This is a genomic window from Herbaspirillum sp. 1173, from assembly GCF_031455335.1.
GTDB lineage: Bacteria > Pseudomonadota > Gammaproteobacteria > Burkholderiales > Burkholderiaceae_D > Herbaspirillum > Herbaspirillum huttiense.
In genome coordinates this window covers 1,599,432-1,621,811 of record NZ_JAVDSP010000001.1, presented here as the reverse complement: position 1 = coordinate 1,621,811, position 22,380 = coordinate 1,599,432, and the positions used below count along the sequence as shown (strand labels likewise).

Below are 22,380 nucleotides of genomic sequence, written 5' to 3'. Positions count from 1 at the left end.
GACGTTCTTTCCTCCTGCACAGGCAATCGGCGGCGAATGCCTCAGCGCACGCGCATGCCCGGCTCGGCACCCGGCCAGGGGTTGAGCACATAGATGCCCGGATTGGCTTTCTCATCCTTGGCGGAGGCGGCCAGCACCATGCCCTCGGAGACACCGAACTTCATCTTGCGCGGCGCCAGGTTGGCCACCATCACGGTCAGCTTGCCGACCAGTTCTTCCGGCTTGTAGGCCGAGGCGATGCCCGAGAAGACATTGCGGGTGCGGCCTTCACCGGCATCCAGGGTCAGGCGCAGCAGCTTGGTGGAGCCTTCCACCGCTTCGCAGTTGACGATCTTGGCGATGCGCAGGTCGACCTTGGCGAAGTCATCGATGGAGATTTCCGGCGCCAGCTCTTCGATGGCGCTTTCTGCCGCTGCGGGCGCTTCCGGCGCTTCGAACAAAGCATCCAACATCTTGGGATCGACGCGCTGCATCAGGTGCGAATAGGCATTGATGACGTGGCCATCGGCCAGCGGCACGGCCACATCGCTCCACTGGAAGGGCTGGACCTGCAGGAAGGCTTCCACCTGGGCGGCCAGTTGCGGCAGCACCGGCTTGAGGTAGACGGTCAGGATGCGGAAGGCTTCCAGCAGGCGGCTGCAGACTTCGTGCAGTTGCGCATCCTTGCTGCTGTCCTTGGCCAGTTCCCAAGGTTTGTTGGCGTCCACGTAAGCGTTGATGGCGTCGGCTTGCTCCATCACCAGGCGCAGGGCCTTGCCGTATTCGCGCTGCTCGTAGAGGCTGCGGATCTCTTCAGCCACGCCGCGCAGCTTGGCCAGGAAGGCATCGTCAGCGGTGGCCCACTGGGTGGAAACACGACCTTCGAAGCGCTTGGCGATGAAACCGGCAGCGCGGCTGGCGATGTTGACGTACTTGCCGATCAGGTCGGCGTTGACGCGGGCGACGAAGTCGTCCGGGTTGAAGTCCACGTCTTCCACCTTGGCATTCAACTTGGCGGCGATGTAGTAGCGCAGCCATTCCGGGTTCATGCCGATATCCAGGTAGCGCAGCGGCGAGATGCCGGTGCCGCGCGACTTGGACATCTTCTCGCCGCTGACCGTAATGAAGCCGTGCGCGAACACGTTGGTCGGCGTCTTGCGGCCGGCGAACTTCAGCATGGCGGGCCAGAACAGGGTGTGGAAGTAGGTGATGTCCTTGCCGATGAAGTGATACTGCTCGGTCTTGTCATCGGCCATGAAGGCGTCGAAGTCGCGGCCGGTCTTGACGAAGTAATTCTTCAGCGAGGCCAGGTAGCCGATGGGCGCGTCCAGCCAGACGTAGAAGTACTTGCCCGGTGCGTCCGGGATCTCGATGCCGAAGTAGGGCGCGTCGCGGCTGATGTCCCAGTCGCCCAGGCCGTCTTCGCCATCCAGCCACTCGCGGGCCTTGTTGGCCACTTCCGGTTGCAGGCGGTTGCTGTCCAGTGCCCATTCGCGCAGGAAGGCCACGCACTTCGGATCCGAGAGCTTGAAGAAGAAATGTTCAGACGACTTCATCACCGGGGTTGCGCCCGAGAGGGTCGAGTAAGGATTCTTCAGGTCGGTCGGCGAATAGACCGCGCTGCAGTTCTCGCAGGAGTCGCCATACTGGTCCTTGGTGCCGCACTTGGGGCATTCGCCCTTGATGTAGCGGTCCGGCAGGAACATGTTCTTCACCGGATCGTAGAACTGGTCGATGGTCTTGGTGGAGATCAGCTTGGCCTCGTCGCGCAGCGCGCGGTAGATTTCCTGCGACAGTGCGTGGTTCTCCGGGCTGTCGGTGGAGCTCCAGTTGTCGAAGGCGATGTGGAAGCCATCCAGGTACTGCTTGCGGCCGGCGGCAATGTTGGCCACGAACTGCTGCGGCGTGATGTTGGCCTTTTCGGCGGCGATCATGATGGGCGCGCCGTGGGCGTCGTCGGCACCGACGAAGTGCACCTCATTGCCCTGCATTCGCTGGAACCGGACCCAGATATCGGCCTGGATGTATTCCATGATGTGGCCGATGTGGAAAGCGCCGTTGGCGTAGGGGAGTGCGGTCGTGACGAAGAGTTGGCGAGGTGCGGAAGTGCTCATTGGCGATACGGACGATGCAAGTAGGTTAAGGCGCGTGCGCGCCGAAAAAGCAAGAAAGCTGCAAGAAAACTGCCATGAAAGAGGGGCATTCTATCAGTCAGAGGGCCTTGGGCGCAGTAGTTGCTCCATTGCAATCAAAGTGAAGCGTTGTGCAAGGGTGGTTTGATTGCCGCACAGGGCGGCCCTGGCGCGATTGGTTTAGACTTGCGGGTTCTGAGCAAGGAGAACCAATGAGCATTACCGTGGAAGAGATCAAGGCGGCCCTGTTGCAGGTGATCGACCCCAATACCGGCAAGGACATGATCCGTGGCAAGGAAGCCCGCAACATCCGCGTCGAGGCTGGCCGCGTGCTGCTGGATGTGGAGCTGGGCTATCCGGCGGCCAGCCAGATTGCGCCTATTCGCCAGCTGGTTGAAGAGGCGCTGGGCAAGCTGCCGGGCGTGACCGCAGTCGAGGCCAACGTCTACTTCAAGATCGTGGCGCACGCGGTGCAGCGCGGCATCAAGCTCAAGAGCAACGTCAAGAACATCATCGCCGTGGCGTCGGGCAAGGGCGGGGTAGGCAAATCCACCACGGCGGTCAACCTGGCGCTGGCGCTGTCGGCCGAGGGCGCGCGCGTGGGCATCCTGGATGCCGATATTTATGGTCCCTCGCAACCCATGATGATGGGCATCTCCGGCCAGCCCGAGACCAAGGATGGCAAGACCATGGAGCCGCTGGAAAACCACGGCCTGCAGGTCTCGTCCATCGGTTTCATGATCGATCCGGACGAGCCCATGGTCTGGCGCGGCCCCATCGTCACGCAAGCCCTGCAGCAATTGCTGGACCAGACCAACTGGCGCGACCTGGATTACCTGATCGTCGACATGCCGCCGGGTACAGGCGATGTGCAACTGACCTTGTCACAGAAGGTGCCGGTCACCGGTGCGGTCATCGTCACCACCCCGCAGGACATCGCCCTGCTGGATGCGCGCAAGGGTTTGCGCATGTTCGAGAAGGTCGGCATCCCCATCCTGGGGATCGTGGAAAACATGAGCATGCACGTCTGTTCCAACTGCGGCCATGCCGAGCCCATCTTTGGCGTGGGCGGTGGCGAGAAGATGTGTGCGGATTTCGGCGTGGACTTCCTGGGGGCCTTGCCGCTGACCATGGAAATCCGCCAGCAGACCGATTCCGGCAAGCCCACCGTGGTGGCCGATCCGGATGGCAAGGTCGCCGAGATCTACAAGGCCATCGCCCGCAAGGTGGCCGTGAAGGTGGCCGAGAAGGCGCGCGACATGACCAGCAAGTTCCCCAGCATCGTGGTGCAGAACGACTGATGTCCGCCCCGGGGCGTCCCGCCGGCATGGCGTGCCGCCCTGCAAAGGCGTTAAAATGACGCCTTTCCGAATTCCTTTGCTTGACCGATGGCCGGCCCTGGCATTCCAGGACCGGCCTGATTTTTACTCGCTATCATGACTGCCACTCAAGTTCGTACCCGTTTCGCTCCCAGCCCCACCGGCTACCTGCACCTGGGCGGTGCCCGCACGGCGCTGTTCTCCTGGGCCTATGCCCGTCGCTTCGGCGGCACTTTCGTGCTGCGCATCGAAGATACCGACGTCGAGCGTTCCACCCCGGAAGCGGTGCAGGCCATCATCGAGGGCATGCAGTGGCTGGGGCTGGAGCATGATGAAGGTCCGTTCTACCAGATGAAGCGCATGGATCGCTATCGCGAAGTGATCGGCCAGATGCTGGAGCAGGGCACGGCTTACTATTGCTATTGCACCCCGGAAGAAGTGGAAGCCATGCGCGAGCGCCAGCGTGCGGCCGGCGAGAAGCCGCGCTACGACGGCACCTGGCGTCCCGAGCCGGGCAAGACCTTGCCGGCGATCCCTGAAGGGCGCAAGCCGGTGGTGCGTTTCAAGAATCCGCAAGACGGCGAGGTGAACTGGAATGATGTGGTCAAGGGCCCCATCACCATCTCCAACCGTGAGCTGGACGACTTGGTGATCGCCCGTCCGGACGGCACGCCGACCTACAACTTCTGTGTTGTGGTGGATGATTGGGACATGAAGATCACCCACGTCATCCGTGGCGACGACCATGTGAACAATACGCCGCGCCAGATCAATATCCTGAAGGCTCTGGGCGGCACGCTGCCCGAGTATGGCCACGTGCCGATGATCCTGGGTGCGGATGGCGAGAAGCTGTCCAAGCGCCACGGTGCGGTGAGCGTGATGGATTACCCGGCCCAGGGCTATCTGCCTGAGGCCATGCTGAACTATCTGGCGCGCCTGGGCTGGAGTCATGGTGACGACGAGATTTTCTCGATGCAGCAGTTCTGCGAATGGTTCGACCTGGATCACCTGACCAAGGCGCCGGCGCAATTCAATCCGGAAAAGCTGAACTGGCTCAACAACCACTACATCAAGCTGGCTGACAACGCCCGCCTGGCTGATCTGGTTCGCCCGCTGCTGCAGGCACAGGGTGCGGTGTTCGAGGGCGCGCCTGATCTGGCGGCCGTGATTGCTCTGCTGAAGGATCGTGCCAATACCGTCAACGAGATTGCGGCTGCGGCGCTGATGTTCTATCGCCAGCCGGCCCCGGATGCGGCCCTGGTGGCCCAGCACATTACCGAGGCGATCAAGCCGGCGCTGGCTGACTTTGCCCAGCGCGTGGCGACGGTGGAGTGGAGCAAGGAAGCGATTGCGCCGATGATCAAGGAAGTGCTGGCTGCGCACGGCATCAAGATGCCACAGCTGGCGATGCCGTTGCGCCTGATCGTGGCGGGGCAATTGCAGACGCCGGCCATTGACGCCGTGCTGCAATTGTTTGGCCGTGAGGCTGTAGAGGCACGCTTGGCGGCATATCTTTGAAAAAAAGAAATTATTTTTCAAAAAGCTGTTGTCTTTTGAAAAGAGGTATTGCATAATCTCGCTTCTTCGCAACGGGGGTATAGCTCAGCTGGGAGAGCGCTTGCATGGCATGCAAGAGGTCAGCGGTTCGATCCCGCTTACCTCCACCAGCGACCCGCAGATGTTTGGCGGTGATATTTCAGGCGAAGCTTGAAGTGTAGAAGTAAGAAGTAATGTGAAGTACCTGCTTGTCCCCTTCGTCTAGAGGCCTAGGACATCACCCTTTCACGGTGAGTACGGGGGTTCGAATCCCCCAGGGGACGCCAGATTTTGATATCTGCGCTGTCACCCAGCAGGCAGCGCAGGTATGTAGCGGTACAGTGTCCCCTTCGTCTAGAGGCCTAGGACATCACCCTTTCACGGTGAGTACGGGGGTTCGAATCCCCCAGGGGACGCCAGGTTGTGAGGCAGTCCGGTTGCCGCCGGATTGTTGGAAAGTTTAAGTAGTCTGATTGATCAGGCTACCTTGAGGTTGGATAGTCTGTAGTTTGGGACTTTTCCTTTCGCAGGGGGTATAGCTCAGCTGGGAGAGCGCTTGCATGGCATGCAAGAGGTCAGCGGTTCGATCCCGCTTACCTCCACCAGCGACCCGCATGGAAATGCGGGGTGAATTGGCGGAAGAGCTGATTCGAGGAATGTTGTAGTTGTGACCGTTTTGTCCCCTTCGTCTAGAGGCCTAGGACATCACCCTTTCACGGTGAGTACGGGGGTTCGAATCCCCCAGGGGACGCCAAATAAAAAAGCCCGCGCAAGCGGGCTTTTTTGTTTGGCGGCGCCTAGCGATGTGCTTGAGCACATCGCGGGGGGATTCGAAAGGTTTCGCTTGCAAGCGAAACCGGGCCCGCGGCACGTGGGCGAATCCCTCGCTCGCGCAGCGAGCGTTAGAGGACTGTAGAGCGCGCACCTGACGCGATCCAAGCCAACCCAGTCAACCGAAAGCCCGCGCAAGCGGGCTTTTTTATTTGGCGGCGCCTAGCGATGTGCTTGAGCACATCGCGGGGGGGATTCGAAAGGTTTCGCTTGCAAGCGAAACCGGGCCCGCGGCACGTGGGCGAATCCCTCGCTCGCGCCGCGAGCGTTAGAAGACTGTTGAGCGCGCACCTGACGCAATCCAAGCCAATCCAGCCGACCGAAAGCCCGCGCAAGCGGGCTTGTTTGTTTGCTGCCCCAAAGTGCATTTGTCTCCCCAGTAACATTTTCCCCCGGCATTTTGCGCTATCCTCCCGTCAAACCTTACCGCAGGAGCCTTCATGACCGCAGCCGCCCATCTCGACATCGACCCGCGTGGCCTGGCCACGCTGACCCTCAATCGCCCTGATGTCCACAATGCTTTCGACGATCAACTGATCGCCCACCTGATCGACCTCATCAACGAGGCGCGTGACGACAAGCGTACTCGCGTCCTGCTGCTGGCCTCCACCGGCAAGTCCTTCTCCGCCGGTGCCGACCTGGCCTGGATGCGCCGCATGGCCGATGCCTCGCGCGATGACAATCTGCGCGATGCCCGCAAGCTGGCCTTGCTGATGGAAACCCTCAACAGCTTCCCGGCGCCGACGGTGGCCAAGGTCCAGGGCGCGGTGATGGGCGGCGGTGTCGGTCTGGTCTCGTGCTGCGACATCGTGGTGGCTTCCGAGGCGGCCTTCTTTGCGCTTTCCGAAGTCAAGCTGGGCCTGGCTCCTGCCGCCATCAGCCCGTACGTGATCGCCAAGATGGGCGTATCGCAGGCGCGCCGCTTCTTCGTCTCTGGCGAGCGTTTCTCGGCCATCCGCGCCGCCGCCATTGGCCTGGTGCATGAAGTGGTGCTGGCCCAGGAACTGGATGCCAAGGTGCTGCAAGTGATCGATGCCTTGCTGGCCAATGGACCACAGGCCATGCGCGCCGCCAAGCAACTGGTGCAGGTCGCCAATCCGCTGCAGGTCACGCCTGAACTGGCGGAATATACGGCCGGCGTCATCGCCGACCTGCGCGCCTCCCCGGAAGGGCGGGAGGGCCTGCGCGCCTTCCTCGAAAAAGACGCCCCGGCCTGGACACGCGCTTCATCTTCAGCAGGATAAACATGAAATCCATGCACGTAGCCATCGCCGGTGCCGGTCCGGCCGGATTGGCCATGGCGCTCTATCTCAAGCGCGCCGGCCATCGCGTCACCTTGCTGGAGCGCTTCGTTACGGCCGCGCCCGTCGGTTCCGGCCTGATCCTGCAGCCCACGGGACTGACGGTACTGGAAGACCTGGGCCTGTTCTCGCGCATCGCCGCGCTGGGCCAGCGCATCGACCGCCTCTACGGGGCCGACGCCCGCAACGGCAAGACGGTGCTGGATGTGCGGTATGACGCCGTGCGCGGAGGACGCTATGGCATTGCGGTCCATCGTGCGGCCCTGTTCGGCGTCCTGCAGGAAGCAGCGCAACGGGAAGGGATCGAAGCCGAAACCGGCCATGAGATCAACGGCCTGGAACAGGGCAGCGCAGGTGCCAGCCTGAGCACTGCGGATGGCCGCCGCATCGGTCCCTTCGATCTGGTCATCGATGCCAGTGGTGCCCGTTCGCTGCTGCGCCGCCACGCGCTCAATACCTGCGAGCCGAAGCGCTTGCCTTATGGTGCCTTCTGGGTTTCCTTGCGCGCCCAGCCCGGCCTGTCGTTCGGTGTGAATTCGCTGGTACAGCGCTATCGCCGCGCCAGCACCATGATCGGGGTGCTGCCCATCGGTCGCCCGAGGCAGCAGGATGATCCCATGGTGGCCTTCTTCTGGAGTACCAAGCCGGACCAGGTGGAGCAGCTCAAGCAACGAGGGCTGGACGCATGGAAGGAGGGAATTCATGCGCTGTGGCCGGAATGTGAACCCTATCTGGCCCAGATCGATGGCTTCGAACAGATGACGCTGGCGCGCTACGGCCATCACACCCTGCCTTCGCCCTATGGCCAGCGGCTGGCCATCATCGGCGACGCTGCCCACTCCACCAGCCCGCAGCTGGGGCAGGGGGCCAACATGGCCTTGCTCGATGCACGGGCGCTGATTCATGCCCTGCAGCAGTCCGATACGCTGCAACAAGCGCTGCCGCGCTATGCCGCCTCGCGACGCCGCCACGTGCGGACCTTCCAGGCGATGTCGGCGATGTTCACGCCGTTCTACCAGTCCGATTCGGTGTGGTTGCCGTGGGTGCGCGACCAATTGGCGGCGCGCTTGTCGGTAGTGCCGCCCGCACCGCAAATGTTGGCGCGGATGGTGGCCGGCACTTTGGTCGATCCCTTCACGTCGATTGGCTTGCAGGAGCGCGACTGGAACATCGCACCCCAGCCCTCGGCCCTGGGCTGATCGCGTTCAACCCGGGAAGACGTTTTCCTTCACTTGCGCTCTTCGCGGCAGAACAGGCGGCCGCGGCGCTGGCAGCGTTCGCGTTCCTCGGGCGTCATCGCTTCCCAGCGCGCCTGCATGAAGCGGCGCTTCTCATGCCAACCACCATGCCGCCCGCGGAAACCGCCGAACAGCACCCGGCACAGCACCAGCAATCCCAGCGCCCGCCAGAAGCCGATCTCGGCTACGCCCGGGAAGATCGGCGGCATCACCCAGTTCCACAGCAGCATCACCACCACGCCCAGCAGGGGCAAGCACAGCAGGCACAGCAGCAGTTTCACGCCCCAGCGGCGCGGATCACGCCCGCCACGGAAGCCACGATCGCGGCGTGCCGGGGTGGGCGGATTTTGAGGCATGTCGTTCTGTTCCATTACATCTCCAATTCGTCATAAACCGCCTGCAAGCGCTCGCGCAGATGCAGGACTGCATAGCGCTTGCGCGCCAGCAGGGTATTGAGGCTGTTGCCACTGGCAGCAGCCATTTCCTTGAAACTGAGGCCATCGAGTTCGTGGGCGATGAAGACCTCGCGCTGCGCTGGCGGCAATTCGTCCAGTGCCGCCTGCAAGGCCTCGATCAGCGCCGCACGGGCATAGGCCGCTTCCGGGCCGCCGTCGCTGGCCGGCAGCACCAGGTCCAGCCGCCAGCTGTCTTCGCCACCCTCGACTTGCTCGATGTCGTGCGCCTCGGGCAAGGGCTCTTCCTTCTTCTTGCGGAAGCGGTCGATGATGCGGTTGCGCGCCACGCGGAACAACCAGGCGCTGACCTGCTCGATCGGCTCCGGCAGGCGGTAGGCCTGGACGAACTCGTAGAACACTTCCTGCAGGATGTCTTCGGCCTCGCCGGCGTCGGCCACCCGGCGGCGGATGAAGCCGCCCAGCCGGCTGCGTTCGCGCATGACGGTGGCGGTGATCTCGCGGTCCTGGTCGCTCATCGGGGAGAGGGTGGAAATGGGCTGCATGCCCTGAAGACGGTTGTTCTCAGGGCATATTGTGGCTCGGCAGGAAAAAATGGGGGGGAACTGCGAAGAGGAAATGAAGAAACAAGCAAAACCAGCGGGTTTGCGCGGGGAGCCATGGCCCTGCAAGCCGCTCCCCGCCTGAGGCTCCAGCCCTTACAGTTCGATGCGCGTGCCCAGCACCTGCAGGAACTGCGCCAGCCACGCCGGATGTGCGGGCCAGGCCGGTGCCGTGACCAGTTTGCCGTCGGTGATGGCGGCATCCACGGCAATATCGGCGAATTGCCCGCCGGCCAGCTTCACTTCCGGCGCGCAAGCCGGATAGGCCGAGACCTTCTTGCCTTCCAGCACGCCCGCCGCAGCCAGCACCTGCGGACCGTGGCAGACCGCGGCGATGGGCTTGTCAGCCTTGGCGAAGGCTTGCACCAGCTCGATCACCTTGGGGTTCAGGCGCAGGTATTCCGGGGCGCGGCCACCGGCCACTACCAGCGCGTCATAGCCTGCCGCGCTGACGTCGTCGAAGCTGGCGTTGAGGGCGAACTGGTGGCCGGGCTTCTCGGTATAGGTCTGGTCGCCTTCGAAGTCGTGGATGGCGGTTTTGATCTTGTCGCCGGCTTTCTTGCCGGGGCAGACCGCGTGTACCGTGTGGCCGACCATCTGCAGGGCCTGGAAAGGCACCATGGTTTCATAATCCTCGGCGAAATCACCGGTCAAGAGCAGGATTTTCTTTGCAGCCATCGTCATCTCCTTGGGATAAGGCCGCCGGCGCGGGGAGGGACCGGGCGGCCGGGTTGAAACACATCTTGTTGCGGGATGGCTTGGGCAGGATTCACTCCAGCCAGCGCATCCGGCGCGACTGCCCCATCAGGAAGTCGCGGTTGAGCTCCACGCAGTCGCGCAGGTAGCTCCACAGGGCTGATACCCGCGCCACATGGCGCTGCTCGCTGGAAGCCACCAGCCAGAAGGTGCGGGTGATGGCGATCTGTTCAGGCAGCACCGGCACCAGCTCGTCGGACTGCTGCGCCAGGAAGCAGGGCAGGATCGCCAGCGCGCGGCCGGCGCAGGCCGCCGTGTATTGCGCTACCACGCTGGTGCTGCGGAAGGCTCGGAAAGCGTCCGGCGCCACCGTATCCTTGTAGCGCAATTCTTCACTGAAGACCAGGTCATCGATGTAGCCGATGAAGTTGTGTTGCGCCAGGTCATCCATGGTGTGAATCGGCGCGTGCCTGGCCAAGTACTCACGTGAAGCATAAAGCTTCAGGACATAGTCGGACAGTTTTGTGACCACGTAATTACCCGACAGCGGCCGTTCGATCGACACGCTGATGTCGGCCTCATGCTTGGACAGATTCACGAAACGCGGCATCGGCAGCATGTCCACCGTGATGTGGGGATTGCGGGCGCAGAAATGCGCGATGTGCGGTGCCAGCACGAAGGTGCCGAAGCCTTCGGTCGCGCCCAGCCGGACCTGGCCGGAGAGCTTGCTGTTGTGTCCGCCCAGTTCTTCGGTGGCGGCATAGAGAGTGCTTTCGACCTGCTCGGCATATTCCACCAGCCGGTAGCCGTCGGCGGTGAGCTTGTAGCCGTGGTTGTTGCGGTCGAACAGCTGGCTGCCGACCTGCTCCTCGAAGCGCTTCATGCGCCGCGAGACGGTGGAATGGTCGATGCCCAGCTTCTTGGCGGCATCCACCAGGCCCTGGCTGCGGGTGAGTTCGAGAAAGATCCTGAGGTTGTCCCAGTCCAGCATGTGGTCTCCATGGTTGCATCGCCGCCGATGTGCATAAATGCAAAAGCGTTTTGTCTTTGTGGTTATTGTATCGGTAAATACGCACATGCAGAATAGCGGGGCCGTGATGCCGCCCGGGAAGACAGAGGCGACAGACGGCAGGAGACAACGGCAAGACCCGGCGTCCATGAACGCGGGCAGGTCCGACAACAATCACAAGATCAAGGAGACAAGATGTCCAAGAACGCTTTCGGCCGTTCCCTCACGGCTGCTGCCGTGGCCTGTACGGTGTCGCTGGCCACCACTGCGATGACCGCCATTCCCGCCCTTGCCCAGGATGCCAACACCGTCAAGATCGGCGTGCTCACCGACATGTCAGGCCCCTACTCGGCCATGGGCGGCCAGGGTTCGGTGGTGGCCGCCAAAATGGCGGTGGAAGACTGCCTCAAGAATGAGTGCAAGGGCATGAAGATCGAGATCCTCTCGGCCGACAACCAGAACAAGCCCGACGTCGGCGTGACGCGCGCCCGCGAATGGCTGGACCGCGACAAGGTCGAGGCCATCGCCGATCTCACCAATTCCTCGGTGGCGCTGGCGGTGCAGAAGCTGATCAAGGAAAAGGGCGGCATCGCCATGTACAGCGGCCCGGCCACCGGTGCGCTGACGACGGCCGAATGCGCCACCAACGGTTTCCACTGGATGTTCGACACCTACTCGCAAGCGGCCGGTGCGGCAGCGGCGCTGACCAAGCTGGGCAACAAGTCCTGGTACTTCGTGACGGTGGACTACGCCTTCGGCCATTCGCTGGAGAAGGATGCGTCCGATGTGGTCAAGGCCAATGGCGGTACGGTGGTGGGTTCGGTGCGCCATCCGCTCAATGCCTCGGACTTTTCCTCCTTCCTGCTGCAGGCGCAGGCCTCCAAGGCCCAGGTGATCGGGCTGGCCAACGGCGGCACCGATGTGGTCAACGCCATCAAGCAGGCCCGTTCCTTTGCCGTCGGCGGCAAGGACCAGCGCCTGGTGGCGCTGCTGGTGTTCCTGTCTGACGTACATGCGCTGGGGTTGGAGGCCGCGCAAGGCCTGGTCTATACCGATGGCTTCTACTGGGATTACGACGAGCAGACCCGCGCCTTCTCCAAGCGTTTCGAAGCGCAGTTCAAGAACATCAAGCCGACCATGGTGCAGGCCGGTGTCTATTCCAGCGTCTACCAGTTCCTGAAGGCGCGCGCGGCCGCCAAGACCTCGGACTGGAAAGTGGTGGCGCAGAAGATGCGAGAAATTCCGATCTCCGACGCCGTCATGCGCAATGCCTCCATCCGTCCGGATGGCCGCGTGATCCACGACATGTACCTGTACCAGGTCAAGACCCCGGCCGAGTCCAAGGCGCCGTGGGATTACCTGAAGCTGCTGTCGGTGATCCCGGCCCAGCAGGCCTTCCGTCCGATGGACGCGGCCTGCCCGCTGGTCAAGCAGTAATGCCTGTGGCCGGGAGCTGCTCCCGGCCTTGCTCTCCCCATCCTGTTCACCTCTTCACAATGGAAATTGCAATGAGCCAAGCCAACATCCCCAACGTTCCCCTGTACCTCAACGGTGAAAAGGTGCAGTCCACTTCCAAGGAGTGGCGCGACGTGCTGAACCCGGCCACCCAGGAAGTGGTGGCGCGCGTGCCCTTCGCCACCAAGGAAGAAGTGGACCGGGCCGTGGCCAACGCCAAGGAAACCTTCAAGACCTGGCGCAATACTTCACTGGCGCAGCGCATGCGCATCATGCTGAAGTTCCAGCAACTGCTGCGCGAGAACATCGCCCCGCTGGCCGAACTGATCACTCGCGAACACGGCAAGACCCTGCCGGACGCCGAAGGCGAAGTCATGCGCGGCCTGGAAGTGGTGGAACATGCCTGCTCCATCACCTCGCTGCAGCTGGGCGAACTGGCCGAGAACGTGGCCGGCGGCGTGGACGTCTACACGCTCTACCAGCCGCTCGGCGTGGGGGCGGGCATCACCGCCTTCAACTTCCCGGTGATGCTGCCTTGCTTCATGTTCCCCATCGCCGTGGCCTGCGGCAATACCTTCGTGTTGAAGCCCTCCGAGCAGGACCCGACTTCCTCGCTGTTCCTGGTCGAGCTGGCCAACCAGGCCGGCCTGCCGCCGGGCGTGTTGAACGTGGTGCATGGCGGTCCGGACGTGGCCAACATGATCTGCGACCATCCCGACATCAAGGCGGTGTCCTTCATCGGTTCCACCCATGTCGGCACCCACATCTATCGCCGCGCCAGCGAAGCCGGCAAGCGCGCCCAGTGCATGATGGGCGCCAAGAACCACTGCATCGTCTTGCCCGATGCCCCCAAGGACCAGGCCATCAACAACCTGCTGGGTGCGGCCTTCGGTGCGGCCGGCCAGCGCTGCATGGCCAATTCGGTGGTGGTGCTGGTGGGCCAGACACGCGAATGGATTCCCGAGATCGTCGAACGCTCCAAGGCCATGAAGGTCGGACCCGGCACCGACCGCAAGGCCGATGTCGGCCCGCTGGTCTCCAAGGCGGCCAAGGAACGTGTCGAACGCCTCATCGCCAGCGGCGTGGAGCAGGGCGCCAAGTTGCTGCTGGACGGCCGCAATTGCAAGGTGGCCGGCAGCGAGAACGGCAACTTCGTGGGACCGACCGTCTTCACCGGCGTCAAGCCCGAGATGGACATCTACGCCCAGGAAATCTTTGGCCCGGCCATGTGCATCGTCGAACTGGAAACCCTCGATGAAGCCATTGCCTTCATCAACGCCAACCCCAACGGCAACGGTACTTCCATCTTCACCAGCTCGGGCTATGCGGCGCGCAAGTTCCAGAACGAGATCGACGTCGGCCAGGTCGGCATCAACGTGCCCATCCCCGTGCCGGTGGCCTACTTCAGCTTCACCGGTTCGCGCGCTTCCAAGCTGGGCGACCTCGGCCCCAACGGCAAGCAGGCCGTGACCTTCTGGACCCAGACCAAGACCGTCACCGCCCGCTGGTACGCGCCCGATGAAGAAGCCGGCCAGGTCAACACCACCATCACCCTGAAGTAAGGAGAGCAGCATGAGCGCCAACATCGTCTTCATCGGCCTGGGCAATATGGGTTTGCCGATGGCGCAGAATCTGGTCAAGGCCGGTTTTTCGGTCAGCGGACACGACCTGGTCAAGGCCAGCGTGGACAAGCTGGTGGAGGTCGGCGGCAAGACCGAGGCCGACTCCATGGCGGCCGTGGCCAAGGCCGACGTGGTCATCACCATGCTGCCAGCCAGCCGTCACGTGGAATCGCTCTACCTGGGCGATGCCGGGGTGCTGGCCTCGGCCAAGCCGGGCGCGCTCTTGATCGATTGTTCCACCATTGCTCCGGAAGCGGCGCGCAAGGTGGCGGCAGCGGCCAAGGCGCGCGGCTTCGAGATGCTGGATGCGCCCGTCTCCGGGGGCACCAACGGGGCGACGGCGGGCACGCTGACCTTCATGGTGGGCGGCAGCAAGGAGGCCTTCGAGGCCGCCCAGCCTTATTTGCAGAAGATGGGGAAAGCAATCTATCACGCAGGTGAAAGCGGCAGCGGTCAGACCGTCAAGGTCTGCAACAACATGCTGCTGGGCATCCTCATGATCGGAACGTCGGAAGCGATCCGCCTGGGGATGGCCAATGGCATGGATCCCAAGGTGCTCTCGGAAATCATGTCCAAGAGCTCGGGCCGCAACTGGACGCTGGAGGTCTACAACCCTTGCCCCGGCGTGATGGAAACGGCACCGGCCTCCAAGGGGTATGCGGGCGGCTTCGGCGTGGATTTGATGCTCAAGGACCTGGGGCTGGCCGTGGAGAATGCGCTGGCCACCAACTGCGCCATTCCGTTGGGTTCGACGGCACGCAATCTGTACGACATCCACAGCATGAACGGGGCAGGCAAGCTGGACTTCTCCAGCATCTTCAACATGCTGGGCAAGGCGCAGTAAATCCGTATCACCCAGGCAGCAAAAAGGGACAGCCTCTTGCGGGGCTGTCCCTTCGTTTTTCTGCGTGCTGATGTGCAGCTTATTTCTTCACTTCATCCTCGATGTGGGCCCGGATGATGTCGGCGAAATTGGCATCGGCCGTAAAGCCCAGCGCCTTGGCGCGCTTGGCTTCGAAGGCACCGGGCCAGGAATTGACGATGCGTTTGATGGCTTCGTCTTCCTTCCATTCGATCAGCTGCACCACTTCCTTGCCGGCGACCTGTTCCAGGGCTTCGACCATGTCCTTGACGGTCACGCACAGGCCGTCGATGGAGAGGAAGCGGGCCAGGCCCAGGTCAGCGCCATTGATTTCATGGCCGTGGATCAGGTTGGCGATGGCCTGGCGCGGCGACATCAGCCACATGCGCGTATCGGGCGTGACCGGGCAGACCGAGGGCTGGCCATTGAGCGGCTCGCGGATGATGCCCGAAGCGAAGCTGGAGGCCGCCTTGTTGGGCGCGCCCGGACGCACCGAAATGGTCGGCATGCGCAGCGCACGGCCGTCGATGAAGCCCTTGCGCGAATAATCCTGCACCAGCAGTTCACCCATGACCTTTTGCGCACCGTAGGAGCTTTGCGGCATCAGCAGGGTGTTGTCGGGGACCACGGCCGGCAGTTCGCCGCCGAACACCGCCACTGAACTGGTGAAGACCACGCGTGGCTTGGTACCCAGGGCACGGGCGCGCTCCAGGATGACGCGGGTGGCATCGAAGTTGATCTTCATGCCCAGGTCGAAATCGGCCTCGGCGTGACCGCTGACGATGGCGGCCAGGTGGAAGATGGACTGCGTCTCGGGCGTGATGACGCGCTCGATCACGGCGGCGTCGGCGATGTCGCCGGTGACGGCTTCGATGCGCGGATCGGTGAAACCCTGGGCCGGAACCACGTCCAGCAGGGTGATGCGCTTGATCTCTTGCGGCTGGCCGTCGCGGCCGGTCAGGGTGCCGCGTTGCAGCAGCTGGCGCGCCAGTCGGCTGCCCAGGAAGCCGGCGCCGCCGGTAATGACGATATGCATGTGTTCTCCTCGTGATCTGTCGTCGGAATAGGGGGATATGAACGCTTGAGCGAAACCCGTGCAGCGCATTATAGCGGAAGTTGTAATACAACTTTGAGAATATGAAGCGGAAGTCACAAAAGCCGATGCCTGCGCGGTATCATGCGCGCCATGAAGACATCCTCCTCCTCCAGGCCGCAGGCGTCGGCGCTCGCCTCCATGGCCGCTGCCGCGCGCGGCAAGACCACGCTGGCCGACCATGTCACCAGCGTACTGGCACAGCAGATCCGCAGCGGGGAATTCGCCCCGGATGCGCGCTTGCCTTCGGAGATGGAGTTGACCGAACGATTTTCAGTGAGCCGCACGGTGATCCGCGAAGCCATTTCACGCTTGAAGTCCGAGGGGCTGGTCGGTTCGCGCCGGGGCAGTGGCACGGTGGTGCTGCCGGTGACGCAGGCCACGCCCTTCCGGCTGGACCTGAATGTGGATGATGGGCGCGACTCCATCCAGGCGGTGCTGCGGGTGATCGAACTGCGGCGCGGGGTGGAAGGGGAGATGGCTGCCCTGGCGGCGCAGCGCCGCACGCGCGCGCAGAACCTGGCGATCCAGCAGGCCTTGCAGGCCATCGATGCAGCGGCTGCGGCGGGGCGCGATGGCGTGCAGGAGGATTTCGCCTTCCATGCCGCCATTTCCAATGCCTCGCACAATCCGCTCTACACCTCGCTGGTGCAGTTCCTGAGCCAGTTCCTGCATGCAGCCATCCGCGTGTCGCGCATGAACGAAGCGCGCAGCAATGAGTTCGTGCAGCAGGTACGCGCCGAACATGCGGCGCTGGCACAAGCGATCAATGATGGCAATGCCGAGGCCGCGCGGGCAGCGGCCTTGCGCCATATGGAGCAGTCGGCACTGCGCCTGCAGGCGGCTGACAAGGCCTTCTGGGCCAGCGCGGAAGGACAGGCGGCGGCGCGGGACCTGGCGCGGGTGAGGGAAGGGGGATGAGCTTCAGGCTTCATCTCTTGCCCGTAAAACAGGCATAAAAAAACGCTGCACCAGGCAGCGTTTTTTTATTGGCATCGGCTAACGATCAGCCGCGCACGACCTTCTTGTACTCGTTGGTGCGGGTGTCGATTTCGATGTCGTCATCCTGGCTCACGAACAGCGGCACCATCACGGTGATCTGGTTGGCTTCGATGGCGTTTTCGATCTTGGCTTCCTTCAGGACGTTGCCCGAAGTGTTGCCCTTGACGGCCGGTTCCGAGTAGGCAACCTTGCGCACGATGGTGGTCGGCATTTCGACCGAGATGGCCTTGCCGTCGTAGAAGACAGCTTCGCACTGCATGCCGTCCTTCAGGTAGCCGATGGCGTCGCCCATGTTCTCGCCTTCGATTTCGTACTGGTTGTACTCTTCGTCCATGAAGACGAACAGCGGGTCAGCGAAGTACGAATAGGTCACCGGCTTCTTGTCCAGTACCACGACGTCGAACTTGTCGTCGCCACGGAAGACGCTTTCTTGCGGGCTGTTGGTCAGCAGGTTCTTCATCTTCCACTTGTAGGTGAAGCCGGTACGGGAAGAACCGTTGACGTCCGAGCGCAGGACGATCATGGGCTTGCTGTCGACCATAATGATGTTGCCGACGCGGATTTCTTTTGCAAATTTCATAGCGATGTGTCGTGAAAAGTAGGTTTTTTCAAACTGTCAGTAGCCCACTGGTAAAACTTCTAAAACTTCACCGCAAGCCCACGTACGATTGAATTCCAAACTGCGTTAAAACGGTAGCCCGCTATTTTAACCCATTTTCCGTGCTCTTCCACTCTTCCAGGGCGAGCCGGCGGGCGAAGCCGAGCAAATTGTCCATCCAGTCGCCATTTGCCAACAGCTTCTGGACCCATTGTTCAGCCTGGCCCGACAATGCCGGCAGCTCTGCCTGCAGCGTCTGCCAGCTTGCCTGCCAGTCAAGCTCGCCCGGATAAGCGCCGTTCCAGGCCCGGTTGAGGTCGATGACGGCGGGCGTGGCCGGGTCATAAATCTTCAGGAAGGCGTTGAGCTTGGTGTGGTGCAGGTTCTTGTCCTGGTGATAGATGTTCCAGACGAAGGGGCGGCCGGCCCATTGGGCGCGTGCGAAGGAATCTTCACCTCGCACGAAATTGAGGTCGCAGCTCCACAGCAAGCGGTCGTAATCGGTCTGCGCCACGAAGGGCAGCACACGTACCGTCAGTGCGCCCTGCGTGGCCACCGTACCGGCGCGCATCGGTGCGTTCAGGAAAGCCTCGACCGCCGCGCGGCCTACGCCTTCCGGCACGAGGCAGGTGACCGCGAGGGGCGAGGCTTGCCAGGCTGCAAACAATTCGGCAATCGGGGCGTAGTCGTAGCAGAACAGAGAGACCTTGCAGGCTTGCGCTTCGGCCGCAGTCACGCCCAATCCACCTAGGAAAGCCGGGCCTTCATTGTTGGCCAGGAAGCCCTGTCGCCGGGCTTGCAGGTCGGCTTCGAAGCTGAGCCCGCCGGTTCGCTCATTGAAGCCGGGGAAGAAGAAATACTTGGTCAGTTTCAGCGAGCGATGCGGGGAGGGCAGGGTGTGGCAGCCCTCGACCCAGGCTTCGGCGGACAAGCCTTCCAGGTTGAACCAGACCGGCTTGGGCGAGCGCTGCGCCATGGCTTCCACGTAGCCGGGCGGGATCTCGCAGCCGAAGAATTCAATGACGATATCGGCCACATCGTCCGGCGTGAACAGGCCGTCCTGGCCGCGCCAGTGCTGCACCGTCACGCCGCGGACCTCTTGTGTATCGGCCAGCGTGTCCACCGTCGGCCAGATGCGCCGGAAGCTCACCAGGTCATCCACCCACAGCCGCACCGCGAGCCCGTGCTCATGCGCCAGTTGCCGCGCCAGGCGCCAGCAGATGCCGATATCGCCATAGTTGTCGACGACCTTGCAGAACAGGTCCAGGGAGCGCAGGGGATTGGGGTGGGAATTCATCGATATGCAGGAAAATGCGGATGCAGGCCGCATGATACCGGCTTGGCGCAGGGACCGACGAAGCGAAATGAACAACAACGACAAATTTTTTCAAATTAAATAGCTTGCAATTCAATTTTGAGCAGTTTAATATGCAGCACATGGACAAGACGCACACCACGAATCTCCCGGACGCACTGATCGACGAAGCCCTGCTTCTCGACAACCAGCTGTGTTTTGCGATGTATTCGGCGTCGCTGGCCATGACCAAGGCTTACAAGAAGATCCTGGCCCCGCTGGAGATCACCTATCCGCAATACCTGGTGATGCTGGTGCTGTGGGAAAAGGATGGCGTCACGGTCTCGGAACTGGGCACGCGCCTGTTCCTGGATTCTGGTACGCTGACCCCGCTGCTCAAGCGCATGGAAAGCATGGGTTTGCTTCACCGCAACCGCGATGCCGGCGATGAGCGCCGGGTGGTCGTAAGCCTGAGCGATGGCGGCCGCGCATTGCGTGAGAAGGCCAAGGCCGTCCCGCAGCAGATGAGTTGCATGCTGCCGGCGCTGGACCAGATCAAGGCCCTGGTGGTGGAGCTGAAGCAGGTCCGCAAGGGCCTGATCGATGCCGAAGATGAATGAAAATGTAACAAGCTTTGTGTTTTATATTGTGCGCAATAATATAGTTAATTATTTATATCGTTGATGCAGCCGGACTGAATAGCGCAACCTCAGCAACACCAGAAACATCAGCAAGACCGCAAGTGAAGCAGCAAGAGATTGGCAAGCCAGTGATGACCAAAAGTGAATCTTTAGGCATCACACCCCTCGAACGAAACCCGTCAAGGGTGACGACAACCTGAACTTTGAAAGGAAATACCATGCCTTCGAACAAGATTGAAAAAGCCCTGTACACCGCCACCGCTACCGCCACTGGCGGCCGTGAAGGTTCGGCCAAGTCCTCCGACGGCGTGCTGGACGTCAAGCTGTCGACCCCCAAGGAACTGGGCGGCGCCGGTGGTAACGGCACCAACCCGGAACAGCTGTTCGCTGCCGGTTACTCGGCTTGCTTCCTGGGCGCGCTGAAGTTCGTCGCCGGCCAGGCCAAGGTGGCCCTGCCTGCGGATGCCAGCATCACCGGCAAGGTCGGCATCGGCCAGATCCCGGGCGGTTTCGGTATCGAAGCCGAGCTGAACATCTCGCTGCCGGGCATCGACCAGGCCGTGGCGCAAGATCTGGTGAACAAGGCCCACCAGGTGTGCCCGTACTCCAACGCCACCCGTGACAACATCAACGTCACCCTGAACCTGGTGTAATGCCAGCAGGCCGGGCGGGAGCCTATGCGCTTCCTGCCTGTGCCGGTCAGCATGAAGGAAAACGCCGCTGCGTCCATCCGGTCGCAGCGGCGTTTTCTTTCATTTGCGGAATGCGGATCAAAGCGCCGGACGTTCCTCCCGCACCACCCCCAGCAGCAAACTGCGCGCGATGCAGCGATGGAAGGGCATGATCGCCGCCAGATAGGCCTTGCCCAGCAGGCGTTTGGTGCGGACCACGGTGGTCACGGTGAGCCACTGGTCTTCATCTGCCGCCTGGCCGGTCGCGGCCGGCGACTTTTCGACGCACAGCCGGAAATCCAGGTGGCGGTCGTCCATTCCCATCACGACCCTGGCCGGTTCCGCCAGCAGCAGGGGAAACCCGGCCGGCCCGCCGCCGTGGTCGCCGGCCTGCTTGAGTCCCAGCGGCGCCATCAGGCGATCACGCAAGCGGATCAATGCGCTGACCCAGGCAGGCTGGGTCGCCATCATGCGGGCTGCGATCTCGGTCGAATTCAATTTCGCCAGTTGCGGCGTGAGGCGGATGCGGTAACTGTCGGCGAAACCGGCACCTGGCAGCAAGGCCCAGTGGCGCGGCGCGGGCGCGACTTCTTCGGTGTGCGAGGCAGGGGAGGCAGGCATGATGGTCTCCAGGCAAGTTGAAAAAAAGGCCGGCAGCGACGCTGCCGGCCTTGCTCCTGCGATCACTCGATCATGTGATCACGTGAGGATCCGATCCCCGAGCCTACCTGCCGTTGCGCCGCTGCTTTTCCGCCGCACGGGCGCTGGCGAAGCGCTCGTGGGTTTCCTCGGCCTTGCGGCGGCCGAAGGCATAGTTGGCTTCCAGCCACATGACGTTGATGATGCCGAAGGCCAGGGCCAGGCCGATACCGAGTATCCAGGCGAAATACCACATGATGTTCTCCTCGTTGCAGTTTGCGATTGCGCGTAATCAATACGCCGTGTGTTCGTTCTCGTGGATGTCGCGGGCGGTGACCTTGCCCTTGACCACGCGATAGACCCAGCCGGTATAGACGATGATGAGTGGCAGGAAGATCAGCACCATCCAGAACATCAGGCCCAGGGTCTTGTGGCTGGAGACCGAATCCCACAGGGTCAGGCTGCTCTTGGCGTCCAGCGAAGAGGGCATGACGAAGGGGAACAGCGACATGCCGGCGGTGAGGATGATGCCCGTCACCGACAGCCCGCTGGCGATGAAGGCCAGGCGCGCACTGCGCACCAGCGCCAGCAATGCCGCCAGCACCGCACCGGCCACGCCCAGCGCCGGGAACAGCTTGGTCACGGGCCACTTGGCATAGTTGTCGAACCAGGCACCGGCGACCACTTCCACGGTCTTGGCCAGGGGGGTGAAGGCACTGTTGGCGTCCGGCATGGAGGTGATGCGATAACCAGGCATCTGGGCCACCCAGAAGCCGCCGGCCACGAACAGCAGCACCGTCACCAGCGCCGCACCGATGACGATCTTGCGCGAACGCTCGCCCACGGCGGCCTCGGTCTTGACGAAGGCGAAGGCCGCACCGTGCATCAGCAGCATGGCTACCGACAGCAGGCCCGCCAGCAGGCCGAAGGGATTCAACAGTGCGAAGAAGCTGCCGGTGTATTCCACGCGCATGGTGTCGTCATAGTGGAAGGGCACACCCAGCAGCAGGTTGCCGAAAGCCACGCCGCAGATCAGAGGCGGCACGAAGCCACCGATGAACAGTCCCCAGTCCCAGGCATTGCGCCAGCGCGGATCGGCCACCTTGCTGCGATAGTCGAAGCCCACCGGACGGAAGAACAGCGAAAACAGCAAGATCATCAGGGCGATGTAGAAGCCCGAGAACGCCGTCGCATACACCAGTGGCCAGGCCGCGAAGGTGGCACCGCCGGCGGTGATGAACCAGGTCTGGTTGCCCTCCCAGGTGGGGCCGATGGAGTTGATCAGGATGCGGCGCTCGGTGTCGTTCTTGCCGGCGAAGGGCAGCATCATGCCCACGCCGAAGTCGAAGCCGTCGGTCAGGGCGAAGCCGATGATGAGTACGCCCACGAAGGCCCACCAGATCAGCTTGAGTGTTTCGTAATCGAAGATCATTCTGCTTTCCTCATT

At 62.4% G+C, this 22,380-nt stretch carries 21 protein-coding genes and 5 tRNA genes; 15 read left to right on the top strand and 11 right to left on the bottom strand.

From position 1 onward, the window contains the following. Positions 1-41: 41 nt before the first annotated feature. Positions 42-2,093, bottom strand: a complete 2,052-nt coding sequence (metG, locus tag J2X56_RS07215; RefSeq protein WP_134136081.1) for a methionine--tRNA ligase — start codon at positions 2,091-2,093, stop codon at positions 42-44. A gap of 230 nt (positions 2,094-2,323) precedes the next feature. Here metG and apbC point away from each other — a divergent pair, with 230 nt between their 5' ends. From apbC to J2X56_RS07170, 9 genes are all read left to right on the top strand, one after another. Next, entirely contained in the window at positions 2,324-3,412 is a 1,089-nt protein-coding gene (apbC, locus tag J2X56_RS07210; protein WP_134136079.1) for an iron-sulfur cluster carrier protein ApbC, read from the top strand. Between the two features lie 135 nt (positions 3,413-3,547). Then, positions 3,548-4,948, top strand: coding sequence for a glutamate--tRNA ligase (gltX, locus tag J2X56_RS07205; protein WP_134136077.1), 1,401 nt, complete (start codon positions 3,548-3,550; stop codon positions 4,946-4,948). A 73-nt stretch (positions 4,949-5,021) separates the two neighbouring features. Then, positions 5,022-5,097, top strand: a tRNA-Ala gene (locus J2X56_RS07200). Between the two features lie 80 nt (positions 5,098-5,177). After that, positions 5,178-5,253, top strand: a tRNA-Glu gene (locus J2X56_RS07195). Between the two features lie 56 nt (positions 5,254-5,309). Further along, positions 5,310-5,385 (top strand) — tRNA-Glu (locus J2X56_RS07190). Positions 5,386-5,495: 110 nt separating this feature from the next. After that, positions 5,496-5,571 (top strand) — tRNA-Ala (locus J2X56_RS07185). 73 nt (positions 5,572-5,644) lie between these two features. Beyond that, positions 5,645-5,720, top strand: a tRNA-Glu gene (locus J2X56_RS07180). Positions 5,721-6,237: 517 nt separating this feature from the next. Next, the gene (locus J2X56_RS07175; protein ID WP_134136075.1) at positions 6,238-7,041 is read left to right on the top strand and encodes an enoyl-CoA hydratase-related protein; all 804 of its coding nucleotides are present in this window, start codon (positions 6,238-6,240) and stop codon (positions 7,039-7,041) included. 2 nt (positions 7,042-7,043) lie between these two features. Then, positions 7,044-8,297 carry an NAD(P)/FAD-dependent oxidoreductase gene (locus tag J2X56_RS07170; RefSeq protein WP_121042051.1) on the top strand — a complete coding sequence of 418 codons (1,254 nt, stop codon included), beginning with the start codon at positions 7,044-7,046 and terminating at the stop codon, positions 8,295-8,297. 29 nt (positions 8,298-8,326) lie between these two features. On the opposite strand, the gene J2X56_RS07165 is transcribed toward J2X56_RS07170, so the two are convergent. The 4 genes from J2X56_RS07165 to J2X56_RS07150 form a co-directional block, all read right to left on the bottom strand. Continuing rightward, the gene (locus tag J2X56_RS07165) at positions 8,327-8,707 is read right to left on the bottom strand and encodes a hypothetical protein (protein ID WP_121042049.1); all 381 of its coding nucleotides are present in this window, start codon (positions 8,705-8,707) and stop codon (positions 8,327-8,329) included. Next, positions 8,707-9,294 carry a sigma-70 family RNA polymerase sigma factor gene (locus J2X56_RS07160; protein WP_310159179.1) on the bottom strand — a complete coding sequence of 196 codons (588 nt, stop codon included), beginning with the start codon at positions 9,292-9,294 and terminating at the stop codon, positions 8,707-8,709. Before J2X56_RS07160 ends, J2X56_RS07165 begins: the two co-directional genes overlap by 1 nt. Before the next feature lie 153 nt (positions 9,295-9,447). Beyond that, positions 9,448-10,029, bottom strand: a complete 582-nt coding sequence (locus J2X56_RS07155; RefSeq protein WP_034329926.1) for a DJ-1/PfpI family protein — start codon at positions 10,027-10,029, stop codon at positions 9,448-9,450. Positions 10,030-10,120: 91 nt separating this feature from the next. Then, on the bottom strand, positions 10,121-11,038 hold the full coding sequence (locus J2X56_RS07150; RefSeq protein ID WP_252695205.1) for a LysR family transcriptional regulator: 918 nt from the start codon (positions 11,036-11,038) through the stop codon (positions 10,121-10,123). 213 nt (positions 11,039-11,251) lie between these two features. On the opposite strand from J2X56_RS07150, the gene J2X56_RS07145 reads away from it, so the two are divergent. From J2X56_RS07145 to mmsB, 3 genes are all read left to right on the top strand, one after another. Further along, entirely contained in the window at positions 11,252-12,493 is a 1,242-nt protein-coding gene (locus J2X56_RS07145) for an ABC transporter substrate-binding protein (RefSeq protein ID WP_252695204.1), read from the top strand. Positions 12,494-12,564: 71 nt separating this feature from the next. Next, on the top strand, positions 12,565-14,073 hold the full coding sequence (locus tag J2X56_RS07140; RefSeq protein WP_121042043.1) for a CoA-acylating methylmalonate-semialdehyde dehydrogenase: 1,509 nt from the start codon (positions 12,565-12,567) through the stop codon (positions 14,071-14,073). 10 nt (positions 14,074-14,083) lie between these two features. Beyond that, positions 14,084-14,977: a 3-hydroxyisobutyrate dehydrogenase gene (mmsB, locus tag J2X56_RS07135; protein ID WP_121042041.1), complete on the top strand. Its 894-nt coding sequence runs from the start codon at positions 14,084-14,086 to the stop codon at positions 14,975-14,977. A gap of 79 nt (positions 14,978-15,056) precedes the next feature. Here the strand turns inward: mmsB and denD are convergent, their stop codons facing one another. Next, on the bottom strand, positions 15,057-16,031 hold the full coding sequence (gene denD, locus J2X56_RS07130) for a D-erythronate dehydrogenase (RefSeq protein ID WP_034331837.1): 975 nt from the start codon (positions 16,029-16,031) through the stop codon (positions 15,057-15,059). 141 nt (positions 16,032-16,172) lie between these two features. Between denD and J2X56_RS07125 the strand changes: the two genes are divergently transcribed. After that, a complete protein-coding gene (locus J2X56_RS07125; protein ID WP_121042039.1) occupies positions 16,173-17,009 on the top strand; it encodes a FadR/GntR family transcriptional regulator in 837 nt (278 codons plus the stop codon). Positions 17,010-17,094: 85 nt separating this feature from the next. On the opposite strand, the gene J2X56_RS07120 is transcribed toward J2X56_RS07125, so the two are convergent. Together J2X56_RS07120 and earP are read right to left on the bottom strand one after the other, a co-directional pair. Further along, positions 17,095-17,670, bottom strand: a complete 576-nt coding sequence (locus J2X56_RS07120) for an elongation factor P (protein ID WP_017451702.1) — start codon at positions 17,668-17,670, stop codon at positions 17,095-17,097. A 121-nt stretch (positions 17,671-17,791) separates the two neighbouring features. Next, complete coding sequence (earP, locus tag J2X56_RS07115; RefSeq protein WP_204726680.1) at positions 17,792-18,985, bottom strand: elongation factor P maturation arginine rhamnosyltransferase EarP; 1,194 nt, start codon at positions 18,983-18,985, stop codon at positions 17,792-17,794. Positions 18,986-19,116: 131 nt separating this feature from the next. Here earP and J2X56_RS07110 point away from each other — a divergent pair, with 131 nt between their 5' ends. Beyond that, positions 19,117-19,602: a MarR family winged helix-turn-helix transcriptional regulator gene (locus J2X56_RS07110; protein ID WP_034331832.1), complete on the top strand. Its 486-nt coding sequence runs from the start codon at positions 19,117-19,119 to the stop codon at positions 19,600-19,602. 239 nt (positions 19,603-19,841) lie between these two features. Further along, on the top strand, positions 19,842-20,276 hold the full coding sequence (locus J2X56_RS07105; RefSeq protein WP_039785041.1) for an organic hydroperoxide resistance protein: 435 nt from the start codon (positions 19,842-19,844) through the stop codon (positions 20,274-20,276). Between the two features lie 117 nt (positions 20,277-20,393). Here J2X56_RS07105 and J2X56_RS07100 read toward each other — a convergent pair whose 3' ends face one another. From J2X56_RS07100 to cydB, 3 genes are all read right to left on the bottom strand, one after another. Next, positions 20,394-20,915 (bottom strand): DUF2867 domain-containing protein, encoded by a 522-nt coding sequence (locus J2X56_RS07100; RefSeq protein ID WP_209583796.1) that lies wholly within the window; start codon positions 20,913-20,915, stop codon positions 20,394-20,396. 103 nt (positions 20,916-21,018) lie between these two features. After that, positions 21,019-21,189, bottom strand: a complete 171-nt coding sequence (gene cydX, locus J2X56_RS07095; RefSeq protein ID WP_008330178.1) for a cytochrome bd-I oxidase subunit CydX — start codon at positions 21,187-21,189, stop codon at positions 21,019-21,021. 36 nt (positions 21,190-21,225) lie between these two features. Further along, complete coding sequence (gene cydB / locus J2X56_RS07090; protein ID WP_134136067.1) at positions 21,226-22,365, bottom strand: cytochrome d ubiquinol oxidase subunit II; 1,140 nt, start codon at positions 22,363-22,365, stop codon at positions 21,226-21,228. Between the last annotated feature and the right edge of the window lie 15 nt (positions 22,366-22,380).